This window comes from Pseudomonas syringae pv. tomato str. DC3000 (genome assembly GCF_000007805.1).
GTDB lineage: Bacteria > Pseudomonadota > Gammaproteobacteria > Pseudomonadales > Pseudomonadaceae > Aquipseudomonas > Aquipseudomonas avellanae.
Genome location: NC_004578.1, coordinates 2,747,900 through 2,765,851 on the forward strand (window position 1 = coordinate 2,747,900; position 17,952 = coordinate 2,765,851).

Consider the following 17,952-nt stretch of genomic DNA (forward strand, 5'->3'; position numbering starts at 1 on the left):
GAATACTCATCAAGGGCCGGGCAGCGAAATTGCCCAGAATGAGCCCGGATACATTAGCGCAAGCATGCTTTACCGCTCATCGAACTGCGATTGCAGGAGGTGGGCTGACCATACATTTGCTTACTTTGATCCTTCAAAGTCAGTCGCCGAGGGGCGAAAAGGTGACTCAAGTCGAGCCGCAAGCGTACTGAATCGCAGAATTGTGTGACGCTCTGCGTTTCCTTCTCAACTGCCCTGCAACGGGGTGGCATCCTGAAAGAAGTAATCCTTCCACGACGCTGGCTTGTTCTTGATCGCGCCCACGCGGTACAGGAACTCGGCCAAGGGGTAGGTGTTCTTCGGCGTGATGGTGAACTGGAACTCCGGCTGGTCAATGATCTTGAGCAGCTCGGCGCGGTTGATCTTCGCTTTGGTGACGCGCAGGTAAGTATCGGCTGCTGCACCAATGTCCTTGTTGACGAAGGCTTCGGCTTCGCTCAGCGCTTCAATGAATGCCTTGTAGGTCTTCGGATTCTCGTTACGGAATTTCTCGGTGGCGAACAGCACCGTGGGCGAGTTCGGGCCTAACAGGTCATAGGTATTGAGTACGACATGCACGTTAGGGTTTTTCAGTTCCTGATCCTGATACGGCGGATTGGAAAAGTGCCCGGTCAGCTCGGTCCCGCCCGCAATCAGGCTGGCGGCGGCGTCAGGGTGGGGCAGGCTCAGGGTGTACTTGTCCAGCCGTGCGTATTCCTTGTCGCCCCAGAGTCTGGCAGCGGCGAATTGCAGGTAGCGTGACTGCACTGAAACACTGACTGCCGGTACGGCGATGCGGTCCTTTTCGGTGAAGTCGGCAATGGTTTTGACGTTGGGGTTATTGCTCACCAGGTAATACGGGAAGTTACCCAGCGAAGCGACCGCCTTGACGTTCTGTTTGCCATGGGTACGGTCCCAGATGGTCAGCAACGGGCCAACGCCGGCACCGGCAATGTCGATGGAGCCTGACAGCAGCGCATCGTTGACCGCCGAGCCACCGGACAACTGAGTCCAGTCCACCTTGATCTCCAGACCGTCTTGCTTGCCGTGCTTCTCGATCAGTTGTTGATCGCGCACCACGTTGAGTAGCAGGTAGACGATACCGAACTGCTCGGCAATGCGAATTTCGCCTTCAGCCTGTGCGCTGGCAGGGGCGATCAGCGAGCCAGTCAACAGTGCGGCACCCAGACCGATGGCGGCTGCCAGGCGACTCAAGCGGGGAAGAAACAGGACGGTTTTTGACATGCGCAGCTCCAAGACGTAAATGAGATTTTTTGCAGCATATCGCTATATAAAATATTTTTTAAATAACTTTAGAGCATAAGGATAGCTCGCATATTCAGACAGCCTTGCCACCAGAGTCACGCTTTCTAATATTCTTATTTTTTATAATTAGCTTAGAAGTAAATGTGATTATTAATTGATTTGTGATGCGCCTAGTCTTGTTGATCGTTTGCAGTCTTTCAGGAGCAATACCATGAGCAACGTCAGCGCTTTGCCGATCCAGCCAGAGACCACGCCGTCAGGTGGCGGCAGTGTGCGCGACCGGGTGTCGCCACAGGAATGGGAGGTCCGGGTCAAGCTGGCGGCGGCGTATCGTCTGGCGGCGCTCAAGCGCTGGACCGATCACATCTACACGCATTTCTCGGCGCGGGTGCCGGGGCCGGACGAGCACTTTCTGATCAACGCCTTCGGCCTGCTGTTCGATGAAATCACAGCGTCCAATCTGGTCAAGGTCGATATCGACGGCACGATTGTCGATGACCCGACCGGATTGGGCATCAACTACGCCGGTTACGTGATCCACAGCGCCATTCACGCGGCACGTCATGACCTGCAAGCGGTGTTGCACACTCACACCCGTGACGGTATTGCGGTGTCGGCGCAGAAAGGCGGGCTGCTGCCGATTTCCCAGCACTCGATTGCCTTCTCCGGGCGCGTGGCCTATCACGGCTACGAAGGCATTGCGCTGGACTTGAGCGAGCGCGAACGACTGGTCGCCGATCTGGGTGACAAGAGCGTGATGATCCTGCGTAACCACGGGTTACTGACCGGTGGCGTGAGCGTCGAACATGCCTTTCAGCAGCTTCATGCTCTGGAGTACGCCTGCAACATTCAGATCGCCGCGCAGTCGGCGGGTAATGACGAACTGGTGTTCCCTCCGCAGGAAGTCATCGCCAGGGTTGAAGAGCAGGCCAAGGTCATCAAGGACGGGCATGGGCCGGGGGTTGCGCGGCACTGGAATGCATTGATTCGCGAGCTGGAGCGCAGCGGCACCGATTACAGGGAGTGAGCCTGCAATGCAGTGATGCGAGGCGCCGAGGGTTGGTGTAGTGTGCGCACCCAAAACAAGGGGCGCACACATGCACGACCTGCTGAACGAAATCCTCGATGAAGTAAGACCCTTGCTCGGTCAGGGCAAGGTGGCCGATTACATTCCGGCGCTGGGCGGGGTGCGGCCTGATCAGTTGGGCATCGCGGTGTATGGCAACGACGGCCAGGTGTTCAGCGCCGGTGACGCCGAGACGCTGTTTTCGATTCAAAGCATTTCCAAGGTATTCAGCCTGGTGCAGGCCATCGGCCATTCCGGCGAGGACATCTGGCAGCGCCTTGGCCACGAGCCATCCGGCCAGCCGTTCAACTCGCTGGTGCAGCTGGAGTTCGAGCAGGGCAGGCCGCGCAACCCGTTCATCAATGCCGGTGCACTGGTGATCTGCGACATCAATCAGGCGCGTTTTGCCGCCCCGTCGTTGTCGATGCGCGATTTCGTGCGTCGCCTGTGCGGCAACCGCTCGATCACTTCCGATTCCAAGGTGGCCGAATCCGAATACCAGCACCGTTCGCGCAACGCGGCGGCGGCTTATCTGATGAAATCCTTCGACAATTTCCACGGCGATGTAGAAGACGTGTTGCGCAGCTATTTTCACCATTGTGCGCTGAGCATGAATTGCATCGATCTGGCGAAAGCGTTCGGTTTTCTGGCCAATCAGGGTTTTTGCGCCCACAGTGGCGTGCAGATCCTCACCGCACGCCAGGCCACTCAGGTCAATTCGATCATGGCCACCAGCGGTCTTTACGACGAAGCCGGCAACTTTGCTTATCGCGTCGGTCTGCCCGGCAAGAGCGGAGTTGGCGGCGGGATTGTGGCGATTGTGCCGGAGCGCGCTTCGGTCTGTGTGTGGTCTCCTGCGTTGAACGCAGCGGGCAATTCCCTTGTCGGTATGGCTGCGCTGGAAAAACTCAGCGCGAGGGTCGACTGGTCGGTTTTTTGAAGTAAAAGCCTTTTAAGGTAAAACGTCTTCTGAAGTGAACAGTGCGTTGAAGCGCGAATCTGCCAGGAGTCATGGATTGAATAGAAGGCTATGCAAATCGCTCATGCTGAGCGCCGGGCTGTTGGTGCTGGCCGGTTGCGGCACCCAGCGTGTTCAGGAACCTGAGCTGAGCCCGGAACAGGCGCGCGCGAAGATCGTGCGGCTGATACCTGCCACTGTCACGGATCGACAGGCCTGGGCGACGGATATCCAGGCCGCGTTTGCCGCGCAGAAAATTCCGCTGAGCACTGAAAACCTGTGTTCGGTGCTGGCCGTGACCGAGCAGGAGTCGACCTTTCAGGTTGATCCGGCCGTGCCGAACATGGGCCGCATCGCGCGTGCTGAAATCGACCGGCGCGCCGCGCGGCTGCATATCCCCAATGCCTTGATCGCCACCGCGCTGCGCGTGCGCTCGCCGGATGGCAAGACCTACGGCAAGCGGCTCGATTCGGCTCATACCGAAAAAGACCTCAGCGCCATTTTTGATGACTTCATCGGCATGGTGCCGCTGGGCCAGGCGTTGTTCGGCAACTTCAACCCGGTCAAGACCGGCGGCCCGATGCAGGTCAGCATCGCCTTTGCTGAAAAGCACGCCGAGGATTATCCATACGCGGTTGATGGTTCTATTCGGCGCGAGGTGTTCACTCGTCGTGGCGGTATGTATTTCGGCGTGGCCCACTTGCTCGGTTACCCGGTGAGCTACACCCAGTCGCTGTATCGCTTCGCCGACTTCAATGCGGGCTGGTACGCCAGCCGCAATGCAGCATTTCAGAATGCGGTCAGCCGCGCGACCGGCATCGAACTGGCGCTCGATGGCGACCTGATCCGTTTCGATTCCACTTCACCCGGTTCCACCGAGCTGGCCGTGCGTACCCTGAGTGACCGGTTGGGCATGAACAAGTCGCAGATCTGGAACCAGCTCAAGCAGGGCGATACCCTGGAATTCGAGGAGACGGACCTCTACAGCAAGGTGTTCGCGCTGGCGGACCGGGCCGCGGGCAAGCCCTTGCCAAGAGCCATCCTGCCGGGCATTACCCTGAAAAGCCCGAAAATCACCCGCAACCTGACCACCGCCTGGTTCGCCGAACGCGTGGACGACCGCCGCGAACGCTGCGTGCTGCGCGCGCCGAAGGGAGCTTGAGCCCGGAAAAGCGATCACACATCTGCGTCGCGCTGCATTATCAAGACCGGACGCTCTGCGTCCGATTTCGAGGGTGCGACTTGGCGAGAAATCTCGTGGTTTCAGCCCTTTATTCAAGGCTCTTCAGGACTTATTTGACGTATGCCCGTTTTAAAACGCTTCACGATTTTTCTGCAGCAGGCCTTGCGGGCCATGCATCTGGTCTGGACCACTTCCCGTGCGCTGTCCGTCGGCCTGATCCTCGCCACGCTGGTTGCAGGCTTGTTGCCTGCGCTGGCCGCCTGGCTGGGGCAGCGTATCGTCGATGCCGTGGTCAGCGCCATGCAATTGCACGCCAGCACGGGTGACGCGCCGTTATGGCCGGTGTTGCGCTATGTGTTACTGGAGGCGGGCGTGCTGGCGCTGCTGGCCGGTGCGCAACGCGGGCTGTCGGTACAGCAGGCGCTGTTGCGGGTGCTGCTGGGGCAGAAGGTCAATACGTTGATTCTGGAGAAAGCCCAGACCCTGTCACTGTCCCAGTTCGAGGATTCGGAGTTCTACGACAAACTCGTGCGTGTCCGGCGTGAAGCCTCGACCCGGCCGCTGGCGCTGGTGACCAAGTCGCTGGGCCTGTTGCAAAACCTTATTTCCCTGATCAGTTTCGCCGTGCTGCTGGTGCATTTTTCGCCCTGGGCGTTGTTGATTCTGGTGGTGGGTGCGCTGCCGGTCTTCTTTGCTGAGGCGCATTTTTCCGGCGATGCATTTCGGCTGTTTACCCGCCGTGCACCCGAAACCCGTCGGCAGAATTACATCGAAACACTGCTTTCCCACGAAGGCTATATCAAGGAGGTCAAGCTGTTCGGCTTCGCGCCGCTGCTGCTCAAGCGCTATCGCGACACCTTTGAACGGCTGTACGCCGAAGACCGCCGTTTGACCGTGCGCCGTGACGGCTGGGGCTTTCTGCTCGGCTTGCTGGGCACTGCCTCGTTCTATCTGGCGTATGCCTGGGTGGTGGTCGATGCCGTGCACGGGCGGATCACGCTGGGTCAGATGACCATGTACCTGGTGCTCTTCAAACAGGGGCAAGCCGCGGTCAGCAGTAGCCTCAGCGCAATCAGCGGCCTGTACGAAGACGGGCTGTACCTGGCTGATTTGTACATCTACCTCGGCCAGCCGGTCACCCCGCCAACAGGCAGCCTCACGCAGGGCGTGCTGCCCGGTGACGGCATGCGTTTCGAAAATGTGAGCTTCACCTACCCAGGCACCCGCCGTGCGGCACTGGAAAACATCGACCTGCACCTGGCACCGGGTCGCAGCGTGGCGCTGGTGGGCGAAAACGGTTCGGGCAAAACCACGCTGATCAAACTGCTGACGCGGCTGTATCAACCCGATCAGGGCCGCATTCTGCTGGATGGCAGCGACCTGCAGGAATGGCACGAAGACGCGCTGCGTTCGCGCATTGGGGTGATCTTCCAGGACTTCATCCGCTATCAGTTTCTGGTCGGCGAGAACCTCGGTGTCGGCGATACCCAGGCGTTTCACGATGAAACCCGCTGGCGCGAAGCCGCAGCGCAAGGCATGGCCGCGCAGTTCATCGAGCAGCTCGATAAGGGCTACGCCACCCAACTGGGCCGCTGGTTCGCGGGCGGTCAGGAGCTGTCCGGCGGGCAGTGGCAGAAAATCGCCCTGTCGCGCGCCTACATGCGTCGCGACGCCGATATCCTGATTCTCGATGAGCCCACTGCGGCGCTGGATGCTGGCGCAGAAGCCGCAGTGTTCGAGCATTTTCGTGAATACGCCAGGGGCCGCATGACGCTGCTGATTTCCCATCGTTTTTCCAGCGTGCGCAACGCCGAGCACATCGTGGTGCTGGAACACGGTCGGGTGCTGGAACGCGGTGACCATGACAGCCTGATCGCCGCCGCAGGGCGCTACGCCGCGCTGTTTGATCTTCAGGCACAGGGTTATCGTTAGATAAAAAGTGTTGCAGTGCATGACCAGTCGGCGTTTTATGGGAGCCCTGTTTCACACCGTATTCTTCTGAACCGATCGGAGACATCGATGCAATTTCGTAAATTGGGCAAAACCGACCTGTCGGTCAGCGCCATCTGCCTGGGCACCATGACCTGGGGCGAGCAGAACACCCAGGTTGAAGCATTCGAGCAAATCCGCATGGCCAAAGAGGCCAGGGTCAACTTCCTCGACACCGCCGAAATGTACCCGGTGCCGCCGCGCAGCGAGACCTACACCAAGACCGAGAGCATCATTGGCGAGTACTTCAAGAAGTACGGCGACCGCAGTGACTGGGTGCTGGCCAGCAAGGTCGTGGGCCCCGGCCGCATGGAGCACATCCGCGATGGCAATCCACGCCTGGACCGCAAGAACATTACCACCGCGCTTGAGGCCAGCCTTAAACGCCTGAACACTGATTATCTGGACCTTTACCAGTTGCACTGGCCGGATCGCAAGACCAACTTTTTCGGCGTGCTGGGCTATACCCATGACCCGGATGACAAGGCGGTCGAGATTCAGGAGACCCTGTCGGTACTGGCGGATCTGGTCAAGGAAGGCAAGATTCGCCACTTCGGCCTGTCCAACGAAACACCATGGGGCACCCAGCGTTTTCTGCACCTGGCCGAAACCCTTGATCTGCCGCGTGCCGTGTCGATCCAGAACCCCTACAACCTGCTCAACCGAACTTTCGAGGTCGGCCTGGCAGAGATCGCCATTCGCGAACAGATCGGTCTGCTGGCTTACTCGCCACTGGCGTTCGGTGTGCTGGCGGGTAAATACCTGGATGGCGCACGCCCGGCCGATGGTCGCCTGACCCTGTTCGAGCGCTTTCAGCGTTATAACAATCCGCAGGCCGTCAGCGCCACTGCCAAGTACGTTGCGTTGGCCCGCGAACACGGTCTGGACCCTTCGCAGATGGCCCTGGCCTACGTCACCAGCCGCCCGTTCGTGACCAGCAACATCATTGGTGCCACCAAGCTGGATCAACTGGAGATCAACCTGAAGAGCATCGACGTCACGCTGTCCGATGAAGTCATCGAAGCAATCGAGGCCATTCACACCTCGCAGCCCAACCCTGCGCCGTAACCTGAACCAGCAATAATCTGCACTGAACTTACGTTCAGCCTCGTCAGTCAGCACTAGGGTGCTTACTCCGAGGCTGAATTCAGATGCATATCTCACTCAAGCAACAAGTCGCAATCGTCACCGGCGCCAGTTCCGGTCTGGGCGCGGGTGCCGCGCGAGCGCTGGCGGACGCCGGTGCAGCGGTGGTGATCAATTACAATTCCAAGGCTGAACCTGCCGAGAAGCTGGCTGAAGAGATTCGTGCAGCGGGCGGTCGTGCGCTTGCTGTCGGGGCTGATGTGTCGAAAGAGGAAGATGTCGAGCGTCTGTTTGCGCAGACCGTGGAGCACTTTGGCGCGCTGGACATTCTGGTCGCCAACTCGGGCCTGCAGAAAGACGCAGCCATCGTCGACATGAGCCTGGAAGACTGGAACACCGTTATCAACGTCAACCTGACCGGGCAGTTTCTTTGCGCCCGCGCTGCGTTGCGCCAGTTCATCAAGCAAGGCATGCGCCCGGAGGTGTCGCGGGCGATGGGCAAGATCATTCACATGAGCTCGGTGCACCAGTTGATCCCGTGGGCCGGGCACGTCAATTACGCCGCCTCCAAGGGCGGAGTCGACCTGCTAATGCGCAGTATTGCCCAGGAAGTCGGCGAGCTGAAAATCCGCGTCAACAGCGTCGCGCCGGGCGCCATCCGCACGCCGATCAATGCCGACGCACGCAAGGGCGACGCCGAAAAGGAAATGCTCAAGCTGATCCCTTACGGGCGCATCGGTGAGCCGGAAGACGTCGCCAATGCGGTGCTGTGGCTGGCCTCCGACGCCTCGGATTACGTGCATGGCACCACCCTGTACATCGATGGCGGCATGACCCTCTATCCGGAGTTCCGTGGCAATGGCTGATCGTCCGCAAGAAGCACAAAACCGTATCGAAGACCACGGCATTATCGGCGACATGCGCAGCGCTGCGTTGATTGCCGACACCGGCAGTATCGACTTCTGTTGCTGGCCGGACTTCGACAGCCCGTCGATCTTCACCGCGCTACTGGACACCCCCGACGCGGGGATCTTTCAACTGGCGCCTGACCTGCCGGACGCCAGAAGGCTGCAGATCTATCTGCCGGACACCAATGTGCTGCAAACCCGCTGGATTGCCGAGCAGGCAGTGGTGGAAGTCACTGATCTGATGCCGATCGGCGAGGATCAAGACGACTTGCCACGCATCGTGCGCCGGGTTCAGGTGCGTTTTGGCGAGGCCACGATACGCATGCGTTGCCGCGTGCGCATGGACTACAGCCGTGCCGACACCACAGCGCGCGTCGATGGTCAGGACATCTGTTTCGAGGCCCAAGGGCAGCCGGGCATGCGCTTGTCAGCAGCTACGCCGTTGCACCTGGAACAGCACGACGCCGTCGCCGAGTTTCACATGCACAAAGGCCAGACCATCGAGTTCATTCTGGGTGGCATCGACGACCCGAATGTTGCTGCAGGCAAGTGCTCGCGTTATTTCGATGACACCCTGAAGTTCTGGCGGCGCTGGGCCGGACAGTCGCAGTACAAGGGCCGCTGGCGCGAAATGGTCACCCGTTCGGCACTGGCGCTCAAATTGCTGACTTCGCGCAAGCATGGCGGCATTGTTGCCGCTGCGACGTTCGGCCTGCCGGAAACCGAAGCTGGCGAGCGTAACTGGGATTACCGTTACACGTGGATCCGTGACGCCTCATTCACCGTGTACGCGTTCATGCGCCTGGGTTACACCGATGAGGCCAATGCCTTCATGGGCTGGGTGCGCGGGCGACTGGACGACTGCTGCGAGCAGACCGAGAAGCTCGGCATTCTGTATGCCCTTGACGGCCACGCAGAACTGCCCGAGGAGCACCTCGATCACTTGACCGGTTACGGCGGTGCGCAGCCGGTGCGGATCGGCAACGAGGCGTACAAGCAGGTTCAACTGGATATCTACGGCGAATTGATGGACGCCGTGTACCTGGCCAACAAGTACGGCGACGCGATCTCCCATGACGGCTGGCAGCACGTTGTGCGCCAGGTCGATTATGTGTGCGAACACTGGAACGACCGCGACGTGGGTATCTGGGAAATGCGCGGTGGCGACCAGCACTTTCTGCACTCGCGGCTGATGTGCTGGGTCGCGTTGGACCGGGCACTGCGCCTAGCCTTTAAACGCTCACTGTCAGGGCCATTCGAGCGCTGGAACAAGGTCCGTGAAGATATCCAGAACGACATCTGGGACAACTTCTGGAACGAAGAACTCGGTCATTTTGTGCAGTACAAAGGCAGCCGCAATCTGGACGCCTCGATGCTGCTGATGCCGCTGGTGCGCTTCGTCGGTGCCAATGACCCGAAATGGCTGGCGACACTGGACGCCATCGAAGCTGCGCTGGTGCGTGACGGAATGGTGTTCCGCTACCGCAATGATGACGACCATGATGATGGCCTGGCAGGTGAGGAGGGCGCGTTTGTGGCCTGTTCGTTCTGGTATGTCGAATGCCTGGCCCGCGCCGGTCGGGTAGAGCAGGCGCACCTGGAGTTCGAGCAGTTGCTGCGTTACGCCAACCCGCTGGGTTTGTATGCCGAAGAGTTCGACGGCCATGCCCGTCATCTGGGCAACACGCCGCAGGCCCTGAGTCACTTGGCGCTGATCAGTGCGGCGAGTTTCCTGGACCGTAAACTGAGCGGCGAACAGGCGCTTTGGCAACCCTGAAGGGTGTCGGTGTGGGTGAATGACCGCTGTCTGGCTGCGTTCATTCACCCTGCAGCTTCAAACTGCAGATCTTCCCTCAGGGCACTGACGCAGAAATCCACGAACGACCTTACCCTGGAAGAGCCACGGCGGCCCTCCGAGTAGACGACGTGCACCGGTTCGGGAGCGATTTCAAAATCTTCCAGTACGCAAACGAGTCTGCCGTTGTGCAGGTGCTCGCGTATCTGGTAGTGCGGCACCTGAGTGAGCCCCCAATGCTGCAACGCGGCATTGATCGACGCCTGGAAGGACGTCAGGCTGAGCCTTGAGGCGACATTCACCGAGTAGTCCTGATCATCGACTCGAAACGCCCAGTGGGGTGGCCGTTCCGGGGCCGACGTCGAGATGGTGGCGTGCTGTTGCAGATCGTCAGGGTGCCGGGGCGTGCCATGCTGCGTCAGGTAAACAGGCGATGCGCAGACCATGCGCCGCACGCTGCCGACACGGATGGCCGTCAAGGACGAATCGCGCAACGCACCGATGCGCACCGCCACATCGACTCCCTCATCGAGCATGGACACGACCCGGTCCACCAGAATGGCGCGAATATCCACTGCCGGGTACTCACTGAGAAAACGGGTCAATACCGGCGTGACATGCAACGCGCCGAACATTTGCGGTGCGGTGACCGTCAACGTGCCGGCTGGCAGCGCATGCACACCCGCCGCAGCGTTTTCCGCTTCAGACAGGTCGGCCAGCAAGCGGCGACAATCCTCCGCGAAGCGTTGCCCGGCCTTGGTGAGGCGCATGTTACGGGTGGTGCGCACCACCAGCAGAATGCCCAGCCTGCTTTCCAGGCTGGCCACTGCGCGTGTCACGGTAGCGGTAGACAGCCCAACGTGTCGGGCGACACCGGTGAAGCTGGTCTGCCCGGCCAATGCGGCAAACAGCGTCATTTCCTGAATGCGATCCATCGTGAACGTTCTTCGTACCGATATGTGGTCGAGACTCTAGCAGCTTTGCAGAAACGGAAAGAGTGAATTGAGTTTTTTGGCCATTCTCGATAGCTATTGCAACAACTAGGATTGACGTCACTTCATTCACACCAGGTTCTGACATGAGCAATTCCGATTCAGCCGGCTCCACAGGTGCGGCATCTGCCTTCAGTCGGCGCAAGGTTTTACAGGGCTCTGTCATCGGCGCGGCATCTGTTATTGGCGCTTCGCTGGTCAGCGCTGCTTCTTACCCAAACAGTCCTTTGACCCAGGAAAAGACTATGGCCTTCGATGATGCCTTCCGTGTCACGTTTCACACTCGGCAAGTCGGCGATGTAGAGGTGTTCTATCGTGAAGTCGGCCGTAAGGATGCCCCGGTGCTTCTGCTGCTCCACGGCTTCCCGACGTCCAGCCATATGTTCCGCACGCTGATGCCGTTGCTGGCGACTCAGTACCGTTTGATTGCGCCTGACTTGCCCGGTTTTGGCAACACCAAAGCGCCGCCGCGCGGGCAGTTCGAGTACAGCTTTGAAAACCTTTACAAGGTGATCGAAGGCTTTACCGAAGCGTTGCAACTGAGCCAATACGCCTTGTACATATTCGATTACGGCGCGCCAACCGGTCTGCGCCTTGCCGCAGCGAACCCGGAAAAAGTGACGGCAATCATCACCCAGAACGGCAACGCCTATCTGGAGGGCTTCAGTGATCAATGGGACCCGTGGCAGGCTTACTGGCGCTACCCCTCGGCAGCCAATCGCGAGGCCTGTCGCCCGTCTTTGTCGCCGGAGACAATCCGCGACTGGCAGTACGGCACCGGTGCCGACCCCGAGAAGCTCGCGCCCGACGGCTATAACCTGGACATCCTGTACATGGCGCGGCCAGGCGCCGAGGAGATTCAGCTTGACCTGATTCTGGACTACCGCAGCAACGTGGCGGCTTACCCTGCATTCCAGGCGTACTTGCGCAAACACCAGCCGCCTTTACTGGCCGTCTGGGGCAGGCACGATCCGGCTTTTATCCCGCCGGGCGCGCAGGCCTATCTCAGGGATGTTCCAAATGCTGAAGTGCATCTTCTGGATGCAGGTCACTTCACGCTGGAAACCCATGCGCCCGAAGTGGCCGACTACATTCGTGAATTTCTGTCGCGAAAGCTAAGCGTCTGACAGGGCGCTCAATCCAGTGACGCCTGTTGTTTGTATGTTGCGTCACTTCGACAATCGTCAGGCGATACATTGAAAGGTCACTGCAACGGTTTGATGCCCGCACGCTGAGGTGGTTAGCGGCCGCCATTCGATAGGTCATTCAATTGGAGTATTTATTCAACTTCCTGCGTTGTGCCGGTGCTTTGATTCAGCGGCGCTGTAACATCCCGCTGACAGCGCTGATCATTCAAGGAACAGCGTTGCGCGAGCGCAATTGGGGCTTGCCGATATAGGGCGGGAAAATGTTCGCTGATCGCATCTAGCAAAAAAAGAATGAATTTTTTCGCATGGGTTTGGGTCACCTATACTTCAAGCCACTGCTGAAAAAAGGATCAGGCTTTCAATGGCACTTCCAAAACATTACCGCATTGATTATCTGTTAAATGGTTCGTTCAAGAGTTTTTATATACGAACCGAGAATATGGACAATGCTGAAGCATGGCATTACGCAAGTGTCGATGCCGGGCTCGCGCGAATACCCAAATATCGACTGGAGAAGGTCGCCCGGGTGTCGAAACCGTATGCCGAACACTTCGGTGTGACCGACGTGGAGTGGGCTCAGGCTTGAGCCCTTCCTTTGGGATGCGACCGTTCAGCATTAGCGATGGGTTATCTGCTCCAGCGCCAGGTTGCGTGTGCGAGGGCCGAAGCGGCCGATGGTGATCATCACGATCAGCATGCTGCTGACGATGAAGGCGAGCACCCCCGGCGTGCCGAAGTGGTCGAGAAAAATCCCGATCAACAGGCTGCTGAACACCGTAGACAGGCGGCTGAACGAGTAGCAGAAGCCCACCGCGCGGGCACGGATGTTGGTCGGGAACAGCTCGCCCTGATACGAGTGGTAACTGAAACTCAGCCACGCATTGCAGAACGTGATCATGATGCCGCACAAGACCAGGCCCGCGGCGCTGGTCTGAAACGCAAACAGGCTGCCGAAGATCATCGCCCCCAGAGCTGAACCGACAATCTGCCATTTGTTTTCAAAACGATTGGCAAACTTCACGAACAACAGCGGACCCAGCGGATAGGCCAGCGTGATGACAAACGCATAACCCAGGCTGTGCGTAACACTGAGGCCTTGCCCGGAGAGCAGGGCAGGTAGCCAGTTGCCGAAGCCGAAAAAGCCGATAGCCTGGAAGACGTGAAACACGATCAGCATCAATGCACGACGGCGGTAGGGCGGTTGCCAAATGTCGGCGAAGCGGCCTTTGCCTTCGATTGCGACGCTGTCCGGTTGTGGCTCATCCAGCGGCTTGCCGTGTTCTTTGATACAGCGAGCCTCAATGCCATCCATGATCCGTTCTGCTTCGTCGAAGCGGCCCTGCTGCGCCAGCCAGCGAGGTGATTCCGGCAGCGCCGAGCGCAGCCACCAGACAAACAGGGCGAACACGGCACTGCCGATCACCACCCAGCGCCAGCCAGAAAAACCGAACGGTGCCTGAGGCACCAGCCACCACGACATCAGCGCAACGCTGGGGACCGATAAAAACTGGATAAAAAACGCGAAGGCAAACGCCGAACTGCGTATGCGTTTGGGTACCAATTCCGACAGGTAAGTGTCGATGGTGACCAGTTCGACCCCGAGGCCAATGCCTACTATAAAACGCATACCAATCACGCCCAGCGCCGAGGTTTGCAGGCCCATGATCACCGTCGCGACGGTGTACCAGATCAACGCGAAGGTAAAGATGGCGCGGCGACCGTAACGGTCGGCAATCGGGCTGAGCAGACTGGCACCGAAAAACAGGCCGAGAAAGGTCGCCGAGGCAAACGCCGCCTGATCGGAAAAGCCAAACAGACCCTGGCTGCCCGTGGCAAAGATCCCGTCGCGAACCAGGCCGGGGCTGATGTACGCCGTCTGGAACAGATCGTAAAGCTCGAAAAAACCGGCGATTGACAGCAGGGCAACCAACCGCCAGATGGTGGCAACCGCCGGCAGCCTGTCGATGCGAGCCGAGATGAACGCAGCCCGAAGCGGCGCGGCTGTAGCGTCGTCGGTTTGAGGTGATGGATTCATCAATGGCCGTCCCGAGTGCTTGTTAGAGGGGGAATGATACTCCTTACAATTTGTAATGATTGGTCTTTTAATGCGGTTATTCACGCCTAAAAGATGAATGATTGTTTAGTCAGACATATTTCGAGCGTTTTTATCGCGTGATGCTGGCCTGGCGCAGTTTCGGGCGCCTGAGTCTGACGCGCCCAGCGTTACACACAAGTCCTGAAAAACCCGGAAAACGGTGTTTTCAGCCTTCTGCCCGCAGGCGTGGAGCGAACTTGCTCGCGAAGACGATATTTCAAACGATGAATGACCCCGCGCATGACAAAAATCATGAAGCCAACAAGGATGTATCAACATGTGTCGCAAAACCTTAGGATGAGGTTCTTCATTCTTCTGCCTGCCGGGTTCCCGTGACGTACAAACTGCCCACCACTGCCACCGCGCCGTTCTGCCCCTCGGCGACCACCGACAGCGTCGCCATCCCGCCCAACGCTTCATTGCTGCGCAAAATGATGTTGTTCGTCGGCCCCGGCCTGCTGGTGTCGATCGGCTACATGGACCCGGGTAACTGGGCGACGGCCATTGAAGCCGGCTCGCGTTTCGGCTACTCGTTGCTGTTCGTGGTGGTGCTGGCCAGCCTGTCAGGCATGGTCTTGCAAAACCTCTGCTCGCGTCTGGGCATCGCCACCGGGCGCGATCTGGCGCAGTTGTCTGCGGCTCGCTATAGCCGCAACGTCGCCAAGGGCCAGTGGTTGCTGGCGGAACTGTCGATCATCGCCACCGATCTGGCCGAAGTGCTGGGCGCGGCGTTGGCGTTTCATCTGCTGCTGGGGGTTTCCATCACCACAGGCGTGGCGCTGACTGCCTTCGACACGCTGATCGTGCTGGCCCTGCAGGGCGCCAATTTCCGCCGTCTGGAAGCCATCGTACTCGGGCTGATCGTGACTATCGCCAGTTGCTTTGCCGTCGAACTGATCCTCATCAAGCCGTTCTGGCCGGATGTGGTCGCCGGTTTGCGACCGAGCTGGGATGTACTTAGCAGCCAGGAGCCGTTGTACATCGCCATCGGCATTTTGGGTGCCACTGTCATGCCGCATAACCTTTACCTGCATTCTTCGGTGGTGCAGACGCGGGTCAACGGCATGGATGTCGCCAGCAAGGCCAGCGCCATTCGTTATGCGCGCCTGGACACCATCGGTTCGCTGAGCCTGGCGCTACTCATTAACGCAGCGATTCTGATCCTCGCCGCCGCAGCGTTTCACAAGACCGGCCACACTGACGTGGTAGAGATTCAGGACGCCTATCACCTGCTCGACCCGCTGGTCGGCGGTGCGATCGCCAGCGTGTTGTTTGGTGTGGCTTTGCTGGCGGCTGGGCAGAGCTCGACATTTTCCGGCACCATCGCCGGGCAGGTGGTGCTCGAGGGCTTTTTGCAGGCGAAAATTCCCTGCTGGCAGCGGCGCTTCATTACTCGAGCGCTGGCGCTGATCCCGGCGTTGATCGGGGTGATCTGGCTGGGCGACAGTTCAGTGGGCAAGATGCTGGTGCTCAGTCAGGTGGTGTTGAGCCTGCAACTGCCGTTTGCGCTCTGGCCGCTGATCCGCTTTACCAGCGATCCGCAGTTGATGGGGCCGTTCGTCAACAGCCGGCTGGTCAAGACGGCCGCCTGGTGTCTGTTCGGCCTGATCTCGGCTGCCAACCTGACGCTGTTGTGGTTCTGGGTGAGCTGAACTTGATCGGCGTGGGCGACTCTGAACCCTGACGCCCACGTCAGCCGTCAGGTAGCCGAACATGCCCATCACGCCTAAAAACGGCACCGTCTTCGAGACCGATTTGCCGGCCCGTCTGGACCGCTTGCCCTGGGGGCGCTTTCACACGCTGCTAGTGATTGCGCTAGGCATCACCTGGTTGCTCGATGGCCTGGAAGTGACCCTCGCAGGTTCGGTAGCCGGCGCGCTCAAGGCCAGCCCGGCGCTCAACCTCACCAACAGCGACATCGGCCTGGCGGGTGCTGCGTACATCGCCGGGGCTGTGCTCGGCGCACTGCTGTTTGGCTGGCTGGCGGACCGCCTCGGTCGGCGCAAGCTGTTCTTCATCACCTTGCTGCTGTACGTCGGTGCCACCGCCGCCACGGCATTTTCGTTCAGCGTCTGGAGTTTCATGCTGTTCCGGTTCTTGACCGGCATGGGCATTGGTGGCGAGTACACGGCAATCAATTCGACCATCCAGGAGTTCACCCCGGCCCGCTACCGTGGCTGGGTCGATCTGACCATCAACGGCACATTCTGGCTGGGTGCTGCGCTGGGCGCGGTGGGTTCGATTGTCTTGTTGGACCCGCTGTGGGTGGGCGCGGAACTGGGCTGGCGTCTGTGTTTCGGGATCGGCGCGGTGTTGGGGCTGCTGGTGCTGCTGATGCGTCTGTGGCTGCCGGAAAGCCCGCGCTGGCTGTTGATTCACGGCCAGTCAGCGCAGGCGACGAAAATCGTTGAGCAGATAGAGGCAGATTTACAGCGCCGAGGCCATGTGCTGCCTGCCGTCACGAGCAAGCCCTTACGTTTGCATGTGCGCGACCACACGCCACTGGGCGAGGTCGCCAGAACCCTGCTGGTGACGTTTCGTCAGCGCTCGCTGGTGGGCCTGACGCTGCTGACCGCACAGGCGTTCTTCTACAACGCGATCTTTTTCACCTATGCGCTGGTACTGACGGACTTCTATGACGTACCTGCCGAGCGGGTTGGCTGGTACGTGCTGCCACTGGCGCTGGGCAACTTCTGCGGTCCGCTGCTGCTGGGCAGGCTGTTTGACGTGGTCGGGCGGCGGACAATGATCAGCCTGACCTACGGCCTGTCCGGTGTGCTGCTGGCAATCAGTGGGTATCTGTTCCAGCAAGGGCTGCTGGACGTTACCCAGCAGGCCATCGCGTGGATGGTGATTTTCTTCTTTGCCTCGGCAGCGGCCAGTTCGGCCTACCTGACCGTGGCCGAAACCTTCCCGCTGGAAATTCGCGCGTTGGCGATTGCGGTTTTCTATGCGTTTGGTACCGGGCTGGGCGGCATGATCGGCCCGACGCTGTTCGGGGAACTGATCGACACCGGAGAGCGCAGCAATGTGTTTATCGGCTATCTGATCGGGGCGGGGTTGATGTTGCTGGCGGCGCTGGTGCAGTCGATCTGGGGCGCGGCTGCCGAGCGCAAGTCACTCGAAGAGGTAGCACGGCCGTTATCGCAGGCCGGGGACGTGTAAGCCATCAGTGACCGAAAACGCCGCGAAGGCCATCCACTGAGGCACGCAGGCCCATGATCCGGTCATTGACTTCCTGGGCTTCGTGCGGACGAGACGTGCGTTCAAGGTACAGAAGATGCCCGGCCATATTGGCCGAGACGCGTTCAAGGTCGTCTGCGGTGCGCTTGACGTAAGCCTGAATGTCTTCAAGTTGCTCGATCTGCACGGATGGTTCCCCTGATAGGTCGCATCCGAGCGCACTAAATGAAAGGGCGGTTCCAGCGAACTCACCCAAGAGAGTTGT

General features: G+C 59.4%; 15 protein-coding genes. 11 read left to right on the plus strand and 4 right to left on the minus strand.

Annotated elements, in window-relative coordinates:
* Window positions 1-225: 225 nt before the first annotated feature.
* Window positions 226-1,263 carry an ABC transporter substrate-binding protein gene (locus PSPTO_RS12900; RefSeq protein WP_011104032.1) on the minus strand — a complete coding sequence of 346 codons (1,038 nt, stop codon included), beginning with the start codon at window positions 1,261-1,263 and terminating at the stop codon, window positions 226-228.
* A 232-nt stretch (window positions 1,264-1,495) separates the two neighbouring features.
* Between PSPTO_RS12900 and PSPTO_RS12905 the strand changes: the two genes are divergently transcribed.
* The 7 genes from PSPTO_RS12905 to PSPTO_RS12935 all read left to right on the plus strand — a co-directional run bounded on the left by PSPTO_RS12905 (window position 1,496) and on the right by PSPTO_RS12935 (window position 10,251).
* Complete coding sequence (locus PSPTO_RS12905; RefSeq protein WP_007246688.1) at window positions 1,496-2,311, plus strand: class II aldolase/adducin family protein; 816 nt, start codon at window positions 1,496-1,498, stop codon at window positions 2,309-2,311.
* Between the two features lie 70 nt (window positions 2,312-2,381).
* Window positions 2,382-3,290 carry a glutaminase B gene (gene glsB / locus PSPTO_RS12910; protein ID WP_003381839.1) on the plus strand — a complete coding sequence of 303 codons (909 nt, stop codon included), beginning with the start codon at window positions 2,382-2,384 and terminating at the stop codon, window positions 3,288-3,290.
* Between the two features lie 103 nt (window positions 3,291-3,393).
* Window positions 3,394-4,470 carry a DUF1615 domain-containing protein gene (locus PSPTO_RS12915; RefSeq protein WP_011104033.1) on the plus strand — a complete coding sequence of 359 codons (1,077 nt, stop codon included), beginning with the start codon at window positions 3,394-3,396 and terminating at the stop codon, window positions 4,468-4,470.
* A gap of 141 nt (window positions 4,471-4,611) precedes the next feature.
* Complete coding sequence (locus PSPTO_RS12920) at window positions 4,612-6,423, plus strand: ABC transporter ATP-binding protein (RefSeq protein ID WP_007246686.1); 1,812 nt, start codon at window positions 4,612-4,614, stop codon at window positions 6,421-6,423.
* 87 nt (window positions 6,424-6,510) lie between these two features.
* Window positions 6,511-7,548 (plus strand): NADP(H)-dependent aldo-keto reductase, encoded by a 1,038-nt coding sequence (locus PSPTO_RS12925; RefSeq protein ID WP_011104034.1) that lies wholly within the window; start codon window positions 6,511-6,513, stop codon window positions 7,546-7,548.
* 83 nt (window positions 7,549-7,631) lie between these two features.
* Complete coding sequence (locus PSPTO_RS12930; RefSeq protein WP_011104035.1) at window positions 7,632-8,432, plus strand: SDR family oxidoreductase; 801 nt, start codon at window positions 7,632-7,634, stop codon at window positions 8,430-8,432.
* The gene (locus PSPTO_RS12935; RefSeq protein WP_011104036.1) at window positions 8,425-10,251 is read left to right on the plus strand and encodes a glycoside hydrolase family 15 protein; all 1,827 of its coding nucleotides are present in this window, start codon (window positions 8,425-8,427) and stop codon (window positions 10,249-10,251) included. Before PSPTO_RS12930 ends, PSPTO_RS12935 begins: the two co-directional genes overlap by 8 nt.
* 44 nt (window positions 10,252-10,295) lie before the next feature.
* Here the strand turns inward: PSPTO_RS12935 and PSPTO_RS12940 are convergent, their stop codons facing one another.
* Complete coding sequence (locus PSPTO_RS12940) at window positions 10,296-11,204, minus strand: LysR family transcriptional regulator (protein WP_011104037.1); 909 nt, start codon at window positions 11,202-11,204, stop codon at window positions 10,296-10,298.
* Between the two features lie 302 nt (window positions 11,205-11,506).
* Between PSPTO_RS12940 and PSPTO_RS12945 the strand changes: the two genes are divergently transcribed.
* Window positions 11,507-12,388, plus strand: a complete 882-nt coding sequence (locus PSPTO_RS12945) for an alpha/beta fold hydrolase (RefSeq protein ID WP_011104038.1) — start codon at window positions 11,507-11,509, stop codon at window positions 12,386-12,388.
* Between the two features lie 382 nt (window positions 12,389-12,770).
* The gene (locus PSPTO_RS12950; protein WP_003381855.1) at window positions 12,771-12,995 is read left to right on the plus strand and encodes a DUF6555 family protein; all 225 of its coding nucleotides are present in this window, start codon (window positions 12,771-12,773) and stop codon (window positions 12,993-12,995) included.
* Window positions 12,996-13,025: 30 nt separating this feature from the next.
* Here the strand turns inward: PSPTO_RS12950 and PSPTO_RS12955 are convergent, their stop codons facing one another.
* Window positions 13,026-14,444, minus strand: coding sequence for an MFS transporter (locus PSPTO_RS12955; RefSeq protein ID WP_007246679.1), 1,419 nt, complete (start codon window positions 14,442-14,444; stop codon window positions 13,026-13,028).
* 404 nt (window positions 14,445-14,848) lie between these two features.
* On the opposite strand from PSPTO_RS12955, the gene PSPTO_RS12960 reads away from it, so the two are divergent.
* Both PSPTO_RS12960 and PSPTO_RS12965 read left to right on the plus strand, forming a co-directional pair.
* Complete coding sequence (locus tag PSPTO_RS12960; RefSeq protein ID WP_161797789.1) at window positions 14,849-16,156, plus strand: Nramp family divalent metal transporter; 1,308 nt, start codon at window positions 14,849-14,851, stop codon at window positions 16,154-16,156.
* Between the two features lie 61 nt (window positions 16,157-16,217).
* The gene (locus PSPTO_RS12965; protein WP_011104041.1) at window positions 16,218-17,669 is read left to right on the plus strand and encodes an MFS transporter; all 1,452 of its coding nucleotides are present in this window, start codon (window positions 16,218-16,220) and stop codon (window positions 17,667-17,669) included.
* Between the two features lie 4 nt (window positions 17,670-17,673).
* Here the strand turns inward: PSPTO_RS12965 and PSPTO_RS12970 are convergent, their stop codons facing one another.
* Window positions 17,674-17,874 carry a hypothetical protein gene (locus PSPTO_RS12970; RefSeq protein WP_010205561.1) on the minus strand — a complete coding sequence of 67 codons (201 nt, stop codon included), beginning with the start codon at window positions 17,872-17,874 and terminating at the stop codon, window positions 17,674-17,676.
* Window positions 17,875-17,952: the final 78 nt, after the last annotated feature.

Coding starts and splice junctions, on each gene's coding strand:
- PSPTO_RS12930 (WP_011104035.1), top strand. CDS start 7,632: ATGCATATCTCACTCAAGCAACAAGTCGCAATCGTCACCGGCGCCAGT.
- PSPTO_RS12920 (WP_007246686.1), top strand. CDS start 4,612: ATGCCCGTTTTAAAACGCTTCACGATTTTTCTGCAGCAGGCCTTGCGG.
- PSPTO_RS12900 (WP_011104032.1), bottom strand. CDS start 1,263: ATGTCAAAAACCGTCCTGTTTCTTCCCCGCTTGAGTCGCCTGGCAGCC.
- PSPTO_RS12925 (WP_011104034.1), top strand. CDS start 6,511: ATGCAATTTCGTAAATTGGGCAAAACCGACCTGTCGGTCAGCGCCATC.
- PSPTO_RS12935 (WP_011104036.1), top strand. CDS start 8,425: ATGGCTGATCGTCCGCAAGAAGCACAAAACCGTATCGAAGACCACGGC.
- PSPTO_RS12945 (WP_011104038.1), top strand. CDS start 11,507: ATGGCCTTCGATGATGCCTTCCGTGTCACGTTTCACACTCGGCAAGTC.
- PSPTO_RS12940 (WP_011104037.1), bottom strand. CDS start 11,204: ATGGATCGCATTCAGGAAATGACGCTGTTTGCCGCATTGGCCGGGCAG.
- PSPTO_RS12915 (WP_011104033.1), top strand. CDS start 3,394: ATGCTGAGCGCCGGGCTGTTGGTGCTGGCCGGTTGCGGCACCCAGCGT.
- glsB (WP_003381839.1), top strand. CDS start 2,382: ATGCACGACCTGCTGAACGAAATCCTCGATGAAGTAAGACCCTTGCTC.
- PSPTO_RS12950 (WP_003381855.1), top strand. CDS start 12,771: ATGGCACTTCCAAAACATTACCGCATTGATTATCTGTTAAATGGTTCG.
- PSPTO_RS12905 (WP_007246688.1), top strand. CDS start 1,496: ATGAGCAACGTCAGCGCTTTGCCGATCCAGCCAGAGACCACGCCGTCA.
- PSPTO_RS12955 (WP_007246679.1), bottom strand. CDS start 14,444: ATGAATCCATCACCTCAAACCGACGACGCTACAGCCGCGCCGCTTCGG.
- PSPTO_RS12965 (WP_011104041.1), top strand. CDS start 16,218: ATGCCCATCACGCCTAAAAACGGCACCGTCTTCGAGACCGATTTGCCG.